14 protein-coding genes and 2 pseudogenes are annotated in these 10,590 nt (G+C 68.4%); 9 read left to right on the top strand and 7 right to left on the bottom strand.

Going from position 1 to position 10,590, the window contains the following annotated elements; genetic code table 11:
* Positions 1 to 351: dihydrofolate reductase family protein (locus FNH08_RS33445; protein WP_194238701.1), on the top strand; the 351-nt coding region annotated here is incomplete at its 5' end.
* A gap of 21 nt (positions 352 to 372) precedes the next feature.
* On the opposite strand, the gene FNH08_RS33440 is transcribed toward FNH08_RS33445, so the two are convergent.
* Both FNH08_RS33440 and FNH08_RS33435 read right to left on the bottom strand, forming a co-directional pair.
* Entirely contained in the window at positions 373 to 759 is a 387-nt protein-coding gene (locus FNH08_RS33440) for a hypothetical protein (RefSeq protein ID WP_152775275.1), read from the bottom strand.
* Between the two features lie 66 nt (positions 760 to 825).
* Positions 826 to 1,260, bottom strand: a complete 435-nt coding sequence (locus FNH08_RS33435) for an ATP-binding protein (RefSeq protein WP_152775274.1) — start codon at positions 1,258 to 1,260, stop codon at positions 826 to 828.
* A gap of 229 nt (positions 1,261 to 1,489) precedes the next feature.
* Here FNH08_RS33435 and FNH08_RS33430 point away from each other — a divergent pair, with 229 nt between their 5' ends.
* Both FNH08_RS33430 and FNH08_RS33425 read left to right on the top strand, forming a co-directional pair.
* Positions 1,490 to 2,341: a helix-turn-helix domain-containing protein gene (locus tag FNH08_RS33430; RefSeq protein ID WP_322725927.1), complete on the top strand. Its 852-nt coding sequence runs from the start codon at positions 1,490 to 1,492 to the stop codon at positions 2,339 to 2,341.
* Positions 2,342 to 2,352: 11 nt separating this feature from the next.
* On the top strand, positions 2,353 to 2,550 hold the full coding sequence (locus FNH08_RS33425; RefSeq protein WP_152775272.1) for a DUF397 domain-containing protein: 198 nt from the start codon (positions 2,353 to 2,355) through the stop codon (positions 2,548 to 2,550).
* Positions 2,551 to 2,574: 24 nt separating this feature from the next.
* On the opposite strand, the gene FNH08_RS53690 is transcribed toward FNH08_RS33425, so the two are convergent.
* A complete protein-coding gene (locus tag FNH08_RS53690) occupies positions 2,575 to 3,381 on the bottom strand; it encodes a DUF4253 domain-containing protein (protein WP_152775271.1) in 807 nt (268 codons plus the stop codon).
* 9 nt (positions 3,382 to 3,390) lie between these two features.
* On the opposite strand from FNH08_RS53690, the pseudogene FNH08_RS51060 reads away from it, so the two are divergent.
* Positions 3,391 to 3,570: pseudogene (locus tag FNH08_RS51060) on the top strand (hypothetical protein); the annotation flags it as partial.
* A 51-nt stretch (positions 3,571 to 3,621) separates the two neighbouring features.
* Here the strand turns inward: FNH08_RS51060 and FNH08_RS33415 are convergent.
* On the bottom strand, positions 3,622 to 4,266 hold the full coding sequence (locus FNH08_RS33415) for a Uma2 family endonuclease (RefSeq protein ID WP_152775270.1): 645 nt from the start codon (positions 4,264 to 4,266) through the stop codon (positions 3,622 to 3,624).
* A gap of 204 nt (positions 4,267 to 4,470) precedes the next feature.
* On the opposite strand from FNH08_RS33415, the pseudogene FNH08_RS33410 reads away from it, so the two are divergent.
* The 5 genes and pseudogenes from FNH08_RS33410 to FNH08_RS33390 form a co-directional block, all read left to right on the top strand.
* Positions 4,471 to 4,737: pseudogene (locus tag FNH08_RS33410) on the top strand (VOC family protein); the annotation flags it as partial.
* Positions 4,738 to 4,844: 107 nt separating this feature from the next.
* Positions 4,845 to 5,252, top strand: coding sequence for a hypothetical protein (locus FNH08_RS33405; RefSeq protein ID WP_152775269.1), 408 nt, complete (start codon positions 4,845 to 4,847; stop codon positions 5,250 to 5,252).
* A gap of 8 nt (positions 5,253 to 5,260) precedes the next feature.
* Positions 5,261 to 5,776: a thiol-disulfide oxidoreductase DCC family protein gene (locus FNH08_RS33400; protein WP_407704500.1), complete on the top strand. Its 516-nt coding sequence runs from the start codon at positions 5,261 to 5,263 to the stop codon at positions 5,774 to 5,776.
* A gap of 10 nt (positions 5,777 to 5,786) precedes the next feature.
* Entirely contained in the window at positions 5,787 to 6,590 is an 804-nt protein-coding gene (locus FNH08_RS33395) for a TetR/AcrR family transcriptional regulator (protein ID WP_322725926.1), read from the top strand.
* Between the two features lie 90 nt (positions 6,591 to 6,680).
* Positions 6,681 to 7,289: a Uma2 family endonuclease gene (locus tag FNH08_RS33390; protein ID WP_152775268.1), complete on the top strand. Its 609-nt coding sequence runs from the start codon at positions 6,681 to 6,683 to the stop codon at positions 7,287 to 7,289.
* 28 nt (positions 7,290 to 7,317) lie between these two features.
* On the opposite strand, the gene FNH08_RS33385 is transcribed toward FNH08_RS33390, so the two are convergent.
* The 3 genes from FNH08_RS33385 to FNH08_RS33375 all read right to left on the bottom strand — a co-directional run.
* Positions 7,318 to 7,725, bottom strand: coding sequence for an ATP-binding protein (locus tag FNH08_RS33385; protein WP_322725925.1), 408 nt, complete (start codon positions 7,723 to 7,725; stop codon positions 7,318 to 7,320).
* 188 nt (positions 7,726 to 7,913) lie between these two features.
* A complete protein-coding gene (locus tag FNH08_RS33380; RefSeq protein ID WP_152775267.1) occupies positions 7,914 to 9,470 on the bottom strand; it encodes an ABC transporter substrate-binding protein in 1,557 nt (518 codons plus the stop codon).
* Positions 9,471 to 9,687: 217 nt separating this feature from the next.
* A partial coding sequence (locus FNH08_RS33375) for a metallophosphoesterase (protein ID WP_152775266.1) occupies positions 9,688 to 10,590 on the bottom strand: 903 nt, incomplete at its 5' end.

The following is a 10,590-nucleotide window of genomic DNA, read 5'->3' as shown; positions in this document are numbered from 1 at the left end:
CCGTTCCACACCCCCACCTTCATCCTCACCCACCACCCTCGCCCGTCGATCGAGATGGAGGGCGGCACGACGTTCCACTTCCTAGACACGTCACCCGCCCAGGCGCTCGAGACGGCCCGCGAGGCTGCGGGCGGCCAGGACGTACGCATCGGCGGGGGACCCACCGTGATCCGCGACTTCCTCGCTGCCGGACTCATCGACCACATGCACATCGTCGTGGTCCCCATCCTGCTCGGCCGAGGCGTACGCCTCTGGGACGGGCTGGAGGGCCAAGAGAAGGACTACGGGGTCGAGGCCACGACCTCGCCCAGCGGAGTCACGCATCTGACGTTCACCCGCTCGGGTCTCTGAACCGCTCCGCAGGCAAGGGAATCAGCGCTCGACCTGCGCCGACCTCAGCGTCCAGGTCAACAGCACCCCGGCGGCCCCGGCCACGGCCCCGACTGTCCCGTAGGACCAGAAGGCCCGAGAGGACCGCCAGGAGAGTACCGACCACTTCGACTGCGCGGACAGCGCTGATCCGATACTCAGCCACGACCCGGCGGAGATCAGCGACAGGGAGGACCCGATCGAGCCAACCGACAACGCACTCCCGACAGACCCGACGGACAGGACCGACCCGACGGACCCGATGGACAGCACCGACCCCACAGAGCCGATCGACAACACCGAGTCCTTCGACCACAGGGACAAGGCGGAACCCAGGGAGCAACCGGAGGAGGTGTGACAGGCTGACGGCAGTTCGGTGGGCTTGGTCATGAGGCCATTGTCCCGCCCTGCGTGTCATCCGCCAGTGCGGCGAAGCACTGTGCCCTACGGAGCCCGCTACTCGGCCCACACCTCCTTCCCTCCGCCGCCACGACGCCCGTTGACGACGAGAAAGTGCCCCCACTCATCGGCACACGCCCGCGTCAGCCACAGCCCGCGCCCGCTTTCCTCGTCGAGCCCTGGTAGCGGGCTCTCGTGTGGAGGACAGGAGCTGCTGTCCCACACACTGAGCCGTAGCCGCCCGCCGGCCCGCACCAACCGTACGGCGACGGGATCCCTCGTCCAGGCCAGGGCGTTGGTGACGAGCTCGGAGGCGACGAGCTGGGCGTTGTCGAGGACGGTGGGTCCGGCCTGGTACCGGGTGAGCACGGTCCGGACATGTGCGCGGACGATGCCCGGCCCGAAGGGTGAGTGGGGGATGCGGAGGACGTACTCCCAGTCGGTGTCGAGCGGGGAGTGAGTTGCGGACTTCGTCTGGGCGAGTTCGGTCATGGCCGTAACTCCACTTCGAGTAAGGGGGGTTGGCTCGGTGGACCAATCAGTGGGGTGGCAGGTGACACAGACGGTGGCTCCGCCGCCACTGCCGTGAGCTGCGCTCGGGCAGGGCGGTGCACTTCCGAGAACCCGGACACCACGTTGGGTAGTTGATGCGATACTCACCGTAGGGTAAGCGACTACAATACTGCTACCGAACACGGAAACTTCCTGGATAGGAGCGGCTGTGCCACCTAGGCCCACAGCAACCGCGAGGCAGCAGCGACTGGGCGCCGAACTGCGCAAACTGCGCGAGCGTGCCGACCTGACCACTCGTGCGGCCGGTCAGAAGTTGGGGGTCGATCCGGCCAGGATCAGCAACATCGAGTCCGGGAGGTTCGGCGTCAGCGCCGACCGTGTTCGAGCTTTCGCCTTCGGATACGACTGCGACGACGAGCCGTACATCGACGCCCTGGCGACCATGACCACGAGCCGCTCCCGCAACTGGTGGGACGACTACCGCGATCTCCTGCCGCCGGTTCTGCTTGACCTGTCAGAGATGGAGGAGCACGCGACCGCACTCCACACCGTGCAGTTCACGCACCTGCCCGGCCTGCTCCAAACCCCGGACTACGCCCGGCTGGTCTTTCAGCAGAATGTCCCGGCGCTCTCCCCACCCATGGTCGAGCACCGCCTCTCCCACCGCATCAAACGCCAGGGCATCCTCTACGCCGACACCCCGACGCCGTACACCGCGATCATCCACGAGGCCGCTCTGCGCATGCAGTTCGGTGGTCCGGAGGTCATGCGCAAACAGCTGGCGCACATCGCGGAGATGAGCGAACGAGAGCACGTGACGGTCCTCGTCCTGCCGTTCGCAGCGGGGATTTTCCCTGGCGCGGGCCAGACCGTTGTCATCGCTCAGGGCCCGGTCCGGCAACTGGATACCGTACAGCTGGACACTGAACACGGCTCCGAATTCCTGCACGCGGAGGCACAGTTGGTGAAGTACCGGACGATCATGGGCCGGATGGAAGGCCTGTCGCTGGACGCCACCGCCTCACGCGACCTCATCCATACCCTCGCCACAAACCTGTGAAAGGCAACCCGATGCCCGAGCTCAACTGGCAGAAGTCCTCGTTCAGCAGCGAGGCCAGCAACTGCCTCGAACTGGCCACCGCCCCCGACGGAACGATCCACCTCCGCGAGTCCGACGAACCAGCGATCACCCTCGCCTTGCAAACGCCAGGCCTCAACTCCCTGCTGCACGCGGCTCGCAGAGAGATACGCACCAACCGCGATGTCTGAAGCGCCCCCGGCTAGTGCCTCATTTCAGTCCCACCAGAACGTCCACACAGTGGAACGGATCTCGCCGTCCCCCAGCACCGGCAGGTCCGGGGCATTGTCCTCGCAGTAGGAGAACCGCTCGACAGCCGCTTGGGCCGCGGCCTCTGGGGTGAGCGGTGGACGGTCCACGGCCAGCCGCATGTTACTGCCATCCATGTAATACGGATCCGCGCCGAAGCGCTCGTGCCAGCTGCGCAGGAAGGCCAGATGGTCCGAGGGCTCAAGCCCTCTTTGAACCTCGTCCACCCACCAGTTGGGCGCGTCCGGCAGCCCGGGCAGCAGAACCGGGAGCTCATAGCCGTGCCGTGCCTCAACGAGGCAGAACCAGAACTCCGGGTCAAACCCCAAGTAACCCTGCCACGGGTCGGCTGGCCGCGGCGCGCTGAGCGGACCCGCCAACGACTTGGCCAAGCGCTGCGGCGTCAGCTCCGCGATCCACTCGTCCATGGCCTCCTGGTCCGCCGACTTGTCAAGCGTGTCGACCAGGAAGGCAGCCATGATCTCGGCGATGACTTCGTCCGGGTCACGGGCCACCGCCGAGACCACCGCCTCCCGTCCGCCCTTGGGAACGGCATCCGGAGGATTCCAGACCAACCGCTGCGGATTCACAGAGGAAAGAACCGGATACCACCCCGAGCCGGCGGCATGGCGCTCGCGCCACAACTTCCAGACCGCGAACGCCTGCGTGCGCGGCACGAGAAACCCCATGGCTCGGACGCCGTCCGGCGAGACGGCCGCCGTCACCTCCTCCGGAGGGACCGTGTCTCCGGCGCCGACCGTGATATCGCTCACCTCACGTGGGCCGTGCCGCTGCTGATCGGCACCCCGGACGCCAACGGCGACGACATTCCCGACGTCTGGGCCGTCCGCTCCGACGGTTCCGTCCGCTTCTACGCGGGCGGCAGGACGACGCTGCCCGGGTCCGGTACGGAGATCATCGGTCCGAGGAGCTACTGGAAGACGCGGATCGCCATCGGCTGAGCGCGACTCGTGGAAGGGCCGGCCGTGTCGTGCGGTCGGCCCTTCGCCGTGTCAGCCCTGCTCCGGAGGCGTCTTCGGACGCCGGTTGATGGCCGTCAGGTCGATCTCGATGCCGAAGGGCACCGTGACCTTGAGGTGGTCGTGGAAGATGCCGGTGAGGCCGTAGGAGTTGGTGGCCGGGTCGAGTTCGTAGACGTAGACGACAGGGAGGCCCTTGTCCTCGTCCTCCTCGATCCGCCAGAAATGCGGGACGCCGGCCGCGGCGTACTTCCGGGGCTTGACCTCGCGGTCACGCTCGCGCGAGTCGGCGGAAACCACCTCGACAGCAAGGAGGACGTCCTCCGGCTTGTACCAGGTCTGCTTCGAGCCGGTATTCGCTTCCAGCGGGAAGACCAGGACATCCGGCTCGGGCCGGTTCCTCAGGTCAAGCTTGATGGTCATCTCCCGCATGACGTCGAGATGCTCCGGGGCCTGCGCGAGCAGAGTGTTCTCCACCAGACGCATGCAGCGCGCATGGAAGGCCGTCTGCGGACTCATGAAAACGAGACTCCCGTCGATCAACTCCGTGTGCGGCGGGAGGCCCGGGATCCGGTCGAGGTCGTCCGCAGTCCAGCCCTCTGGGGGCGGGATGGGCCAGCGGTACTCCGGCTCGTCGTCGAGGCGGCCATCCAGCCCGTTCTCGGATGCGGCGCTCATGATTGCTCCCATGGGACGGAGTCTCGCCTGCCTCCCCAGCCTACCCAGTGGGAACGACAGAGACCTCAGCGCAATGAGCGACCAACCAATGGGACACCCCATCGGCGCTCGAATCTTTGCGCGACGCATCCGGCCGCTCGCCACAAGGGCGACGCCTCCGCGGGGTCGCGTCGCCCCTCGCTGACCCGGACCTAACCTGACGCCATGTCAGACGACGAGTCGTACGAGCTGCTCGGGTTCGACAACGTGCTCCTGCCCGTGGGCGATCTCGGGGAGGCCGTGGCCTTCTACGAGCGGGTCGGGTTCGGGGCGGCGTTTCGGTTGGACGAGGCCGGGATCGCGCTGTTGAAGGTGGGCGAGGAGACGCCTGGTGTGCTGCTCCGGCTGGAGGAGTCGCTGGGGCAGCGGCCGCCCGTGTGGGCCTCACCGCGGGTGTGGCTGGGGGTGCGGGACGCGCAGGCTGCCGGGCGGGGGTGACCTCCGCCCGGTCACCTTGAATCTCTGCTTGAACGTGTTCAAAAACAGGAGTACGGTTCATCGCAAGAACCTTTTGAACGTGTTCAAGAAAGGGTGGGGACATGGACCTCACGGTCGTCGCGTACGTCATCTACCTGCTCGTCAGCGTGGGGCTGACGATCTGGGTGGCTCGGACGCTGAGCCGGAACGGGCGGATCTTTCTCGGTGACGTGCTGCACGGGAACGAGAAGCTGGCCGACGCCGTCAATCACCTGCTCGTGGTGGGCTTCTACCTCGTCAACCTGGGGTTCGTGGCCCTCTATCTGAACCAGGACGGAGAGGTCACCGACCCGCGCGGGGTCTTCGAGGCGGTCTCGACGAAGCTCGGCGTCGTCCTGCTCGTGCTCGGCGCGCTGCACCTGGCCAACGTGTTCGTACTGAACAAGATCCGGCGGCGGGGAGTGATGGAGCGGGAGCAGGTGCCGCCCGTGGCGCCGCAGGGCTGGGTCCCCCCGACGGCCGGGGCGTGACGGCACCCATGACGACAGCGATGGATGCCGTCGCCGTACGCGACCGGGACGCCGCCCGCGTCCCGGTCCGCGGGCTCACCGTGCTGTACGACGCCCAGTGCTCGCTGTGCCGGTCCGTGAAGGAGTGGCTGGGGCGGCAGCGGCAGCTGGTGCCGTTGCGGTTCGTGGCGGCGGGGAGTGAAGAGGCCCGGCAGTGCTTCCCCTCCCTCGATCACCGGGCCTCCCTCGACGAGATCACCGTCGTGGGCGACGCGGGGCAGGTGTACCGCGGGGCCGCCGCCTGGGTCGTGTGCCTGTGGGCGTTGCGGGAGCAGCGGCCGCTCGCCCACCGGCTGAGCACCCCCGCCGGGGCGAAGCTGGCCAGGGGTGCCGTCCTGGCCGCCGCCAAGTGGCGGGAGGCGCGCACCGACAGCCAGTGGGGCGGGAGCGTGTACAGGCACCGTGACGGCTGGGCCTACGACCCGCGGTACGGGTGGACCTTCACGCCACCCGCCTGCGACAGCGGCACCTGCGCGACTGGTTAGGCTCTCTTCCGTGTCTGCAGTTCGCGAAGCGGCCGGCTCGGCCGACGACCCCCGGCCCCAAGAGGAACCCGCCCAGGGCTCCGACTCCGAGACGGACCGCACGTCCGCCAGGGGGCCCGCCAAGTCCGAGCAGACCCGCGCGCTCATCCTGGAGACCGCGTTGCGGCTCTTCCAGGAGCGCGGGTACGACAAGACGACGATGCGGGCCATCGCGAAGGAGGCCGGGGTCTCCGTCGGCAACGCGTACTACTACTTCGCCGGCAAGGAGCACCTGATCCAGGGGTTCTACGACCGGATCGGCGAGGAGCACCTGGCGGCTGTCGGGCCGGTGCTGGCGCGGGAGAAGGACCTGGAGGCGCGGATAGCCGGGGTGCTCAAGGCGTGGCTGGACGTGGCCGAGCCGTACCACGAGTTCGCGGCGCAGTTCTTCAAGAACGCGGCCGACCCGGACAGTCCGCTCAGCCCCTTCTCGGCGGAGTCGCAGAAGCCTCGGGAGGAGGCCATCTCCCTGCACCGGGAGGTGCTGGCCGGGTCGAAGGCCAAGGTGCCGGAGGAGCTCCGCGAGGTGCTGCCCGAGCTGATGTGGCTCTCCCAGATGGGGCTGGTGCTGTACTGGGTGTTCGACCGGACGGAGGGGCGGGAGCGGAGTTACCGGCTCGCCGAGCGGGGGGCCCGGCTGACTACCCGGGGGGTGTCGTTGGCCCGGTTCCGGGTGCTGCGGCCCCTCGTCCATGAGGTGCATGAGCTGTTCACGGACTTCCTGCCGGGGATGACTCGGGTGCTGCCGGATCCCGGGGGCAAGCGGGGCGAGTGATCACTTTCGGGTGAAGCAGTTCGAAGGGGACACCTGGCATCCGACCTGCCTACGATGATGCTCTCGACACCAGCCCACAGGAGGCACGTGATGTCCGCAGCATCCGTCGAGCGGCCCCATGGTGACCGTCCGCTGATCGCGGAGGCGAACCGGCTCATGGACCGCAATCCGGGGTACCGCGTCGAGATCATCGGAGGCACGATCGTCGTGACGCCGCCCGCCAACTTCGCTCACGCCCGCGCCCTGACCAGATTGCGACGTCCCTTCGTCGCCGCTGGCCTGGAGGGCGGCGAAACCGAGGTGGCCGAAGGTGTAGGGCTTTGGCTTCCAGGCGGTGTTGAGGACTACGCGATCCCCGACCTGGTGGTTGTCGACGCCGACATCGAGGACCACCTCATCGAGAACAACTGCTACGACCCGATCGCCTTCCAGCTGGTGCTGGAGGTCACCTCCAGCAATTATCAGAACGACCTTCGCTCCAAGGTCATCGCATACGCCCAGGCGAAGATCCCCGTCTACGTCATCGTCGACCGCAAACACCAACGCCTCCACGTCCTCACCGAGCCGGCCGGAGACGAGTACGCAAACCACCGCGTCCACGCCCCCGGCGAGATCGTCACCCTGCCCGACTCCATCGGCGCCAAAGTCACCCTCGACGTGGAGCAGATCCTCACAGCCGGGCAGCCCAAGACCAGTTGACGACCACCTGAACCAGCCACCGCAGACGTCACCCCGCCCCGAGCGGAGCGACAAGCGCCCACACCGTCTGGCCGTGCCTCCCCCTGCTCCACACCCCCCACGCCGAGGCGAGGTGCTGCACCAGGAACAGCCCCCGGCCCGACTCGTCCCACTCTCCGACCTCCCTCAGGCGGGGCGGCACCACGCCCTCGTCGGAGACCTCTATGAAGCAGGAGCCGTCGGCGAGGGCGGTCACCGCGACCTCGAACTCCCGTTCCAGCAAGGGGCCGTGGCGTACGACATTGGTCGCGAGCTCGGAGACGAGGAGGACGGCGTCCTCCAGGGCGGCGTCACCGTCGCCGTGGCCCCAGTCGGCGAGATGGTCCCGGACCCGGCGCCGGGCGAGGCCCACGGACGCGGGGTGCCGGGGCAGCCGGAAGGAGTTGCGTCTCAGCACGTTTGCTCCTCACCCCGACCACACCTCCATCACATGGTGCTGCGTGGTGAGGGACCGCGGTGTCACTTCAGCGAATGTCACACCATGAGCTCCCGTCAGGTGTCACACGGCGGCAGTCACAGCGACTGCCATGACGGCTGTCGCAGCAGCTGCCACAGCGGCTGGCATAGCGGCCGTCACAGCAGCCGTCATATCCAGTCCAGCTGCCAGAGCCGGAAGACACCGGTTCCGTCGGAGAGGTACTGGCCGCCGCCGACGTCCTCGGTGCTCAGCACGTACTCCTTCTGCTGCCACAGCGGGATCAGCGGTACGTCCTGGGCCACGGACTCCTGGATGGTGTGGAAGTCCTTGGTGGCGCGGCTGCGGTCCGCGTACCGCTGGCTGTCCTGGATCAGCCGGTCGACCGTCTTGTTGCTGTAGCCGTTCTTCATGCTGCCGCCGGTGCCGACGAGGGGGCCGCTGAAGTTGTCGGCGTCGGGGAAGTCGGCGACCCAGCCGACGGCGTACGCGTCCAGCTTTCCCTGGGCGTACTGCTGCTGGAAGTCGGTCCACTCGTACGCCTTGGTGGTCACCTTGAACAGTCCGCCCGCCTCCAGCTGCCGCTTGAGCTCGGCGGCCTCCTCGGCGGTGGAGCCGCTGCCCTTGGCGTAGCCGAAGGCGAAGCGCACGGGCAGGCTGACCCCGGCCTCGGTGAGCAGTTCGCGGGCCCGCTTGGGGTCCGGCTTGGGGTACATGTCGAAGAAGGAGGTGGTGTGGCCCGTGATGCCGACCGGGATGAGCGAGTAGAGCGAGTCGGTGGTGCCCTTGTACACGTCGCTGACGAGTTTCTCGCGGTCGACGAGGGCGGCGACGGCCTGGCGTACGCCGCGGTCGTGCAGCGGTGAGCTCTTGCGGACGTTGAGGACGAGGTTGCGGGTCTCGGCGCTGTCGGACTCGGAGATGCGCTGGTTCGGGTCGCTCGGCGACAGCTCGGCGAGCACCGCGGGGGGCAGCTCGCGCGTGGCGACATCGATGTCCTTCACCTTCCATGCCTTGTTCAGGGCCTCGGAGTCGGCGTAGTAGCGCAGGGTGACGGGCCGACCGGTGTCCTTGACGGCGCCCTTGTAGTTCCCGTTCGGTTCCAGGACGGCCCGCTTCTTCTTCGTGTACGACTTCAGCACGTACGGGCCCGTGCCGTCGGCCCCGCTGTCGGTGCGTACCGTGCGCGCGGGGTACTTGGTGTGGTCGACGATCGCCCCGGCGCCGGTGGCCACCTTGAAGGGGAACGTGGCGTCCGGCGTGGACAGGTGGAAGGTGACGGTCTGTCCGTTCGCGTCGACCGATTTCAGGGTGGAGAGCAGGGGCGCGGGGCCGACGTCGGAGTTGATGCGCTGGACGCGGTCGAAGGAGTACTTCACGTCCTCGCCGGTCATGGTCCGGCCACTGGGGAACTTCAGGCCGTCGCGCACGGTGCAGCGGTACGTGGTCAGGCCGCTGCCCACGAACTCACAGCTCTTCGCGGCGTCGGGCACCGGGGAGGAGCCTCCGGGTTCGAAGGTCAGCAGTGACTGGAAGACGTTGCTGAACAGCGCCCATGACCCGGCGTCGTACGCCCCCGCCGGGTCGAGGGCCGTCACGGCGTCCGTCGTCCCGACCGTGATGGTGCGGCCCTTGTCCTGCCCGGCCGGCAGCAGCTGCCAGCCACCCACACCCGCGGCTGCCAGGACGAGCAGCGTCACGAGAATCCGCATGCGAACCGCTCGCATCGGTGTGCCCTCCCCAGGCCCCCATCGCATATGCCACCGGACGTGGCGCGGCTCACCCAACCACAGGTGTTTCAGCGGAGGGAAGGGCCTTCCGGCTACATGAGGAAAGCTCTTACCATCGGCCGTTTCGCACGGTTTTCACAGCTGGTGCACAGACGTGCCGCGGAGGCTGCGGAAGCGGGTCCGCGAGGGGCCCCGGGAGGGCTCTGAAGGATCCTCAGGCCTGCTTCGACGCCAGCTCCACCACCGTGATGTCCGACGGGGCTCCCACCCGCACCGGAGGCCCCCAGGCACCCGCGCCGCGGGTGACGTACAACTGCGTGTCGCCGTGGCGTTCGAGGCCCGCGAGGGTCGGGTTGGCGAGGTCGGCGACGAAGTTCATGGGCCACATCTGGCCGCCATGGGTGTGGCCGGACAGCTGGAGGTCGACGCCGTGGTCGACGGCCTCGTGGATCTGGACCGGCTGGTGGGCGAGGAGGACGACGGCCCGTGAGGTGTCCCGGTCACCCAGTGCCTTGGTGAAGTCCGGACCCTGGCCCTCGTCCTCGCCCGCCACGTCGTTGACGCCGGCGAGGTCGAAGTGGGGCAGCTCACGGCGCGCGTTCTCCAGCGGGTCCAGGCCCAGCCGCCGTACCTCGTCGACCCATTGCTCCGCGCCGGAGAAGTACTCGTGGTTGCCGGTGACGAAGTACGCGCCGTGGCGGGCCGTCAACTGCCGCAGCGGCGCCGCCGCCGGGCCCAGGTCCTCGACCGAGCCGTCCACCAGGTCGCCGACGACCGCGATGAGGTCGGGCCGGGTGCCGTTGATCGTGTCCACGACCTTCTGCGCGAAGCCCCGGCCCAGCATCGGGCCGAGGTGGATGTCGCTGACCACGGCGATCCTGAACCCGTGCGCGGCGCGCGGCAGTTTCGCCAGCGGCACGGTGACCCGCTTCACCTTGGGGCCGCGTACGACGCCGTACGTGCCGTACCCGACGGTCCCGACCGCGGCGGCGGCCACGGCTCCGCCGACCACACGGGAGACGAAGAGGCGGCGGGAGGGGTCGCTGGAGGCGGCCGGGTCCGGGGTGGCTGCCGGATCCGGGGTGGTTGCCGGGGCCGTGGCGGACTCCCCGGGTTC

The sequence above is a fragment of the Streptomyces spongiae genome (genome assembly GCF_009377185.1).
Taxonomy (GTDB): Bacteria; Actinomycetota; Actinomycetes; order Streptomycetales; family Streptomycetaceae; genus Streptomyces; species Streptomyces spongiae.
The sequence above is the reverse complement of the archived record's forward strand: the minus strand, read 5'-3'. Positions and strand labels throughout refer to the sequence as shown.

What these genes read in the sequence shown, in the direction of transcription:
- FNH08_RS33440 (WP_152775275.1), bottom strand. Translation starts at nt 759, where the DNA reads ATGACCAAGCCCACCGAACTGCCGTCAGCCTGTCACACCTCCTCCGGT.
- FNH08_RS33435 (WP_152775274.1), bottom strand. Translation starts at nt 1,260, where the DNA reads ATGACCGAACTCGCCCAGACGAAGTCCGCAACTCACTCCCCGCTCGAC.
- FNH08_RS33425 (WP_152775272.1), top strand. Translation starts at nt 2,353, where the DNA reads ATGCCCGAGCTCAACTGGCAGAAGTCCTCGTTCAGCAGCGAGGCCAGC.
- FNH08_RS33415 (WP_152775270.1), bottom strand. Translation starts at nt 4,266, where the DNA reads ATGAGCGCCGCATCCGAGAACGGGCTGGATGGCCGCCTCGACGACGAG.
- FNH08_RS33405 (WP_152775269.1), top strand. Translation starts at nt 4,845, where the DNA reads ATGGACCTCACGGTCGTCGCGTACGTCATCTACCTGCTCGTCAGCGTG.
- FNH08_RS33400 (WP_407704500.1), top strand. Translation starts at nt 5,261, where the DNA reads ATGACGACAGCGATGGATGCCGTCGCCGTACGCGACCGGGACGCCGCC.
- FNH08_RS33390 (WP_152775268.1), top strand. Translation starts at nt 6,681, where the DNA reads ATGTCCGCAGCATCCGTCGAGCGGCCCCATGGTGACCGTCCGCTGATC.
- FNH08_RS33380 (WP_152775267.1), bottom strand. Translation starts at nt 9,470, where the DNA reads ATGCGAGCGGTTCGCATGCGGATTCTCGTGACGCTGCTCGTCCTGGCA.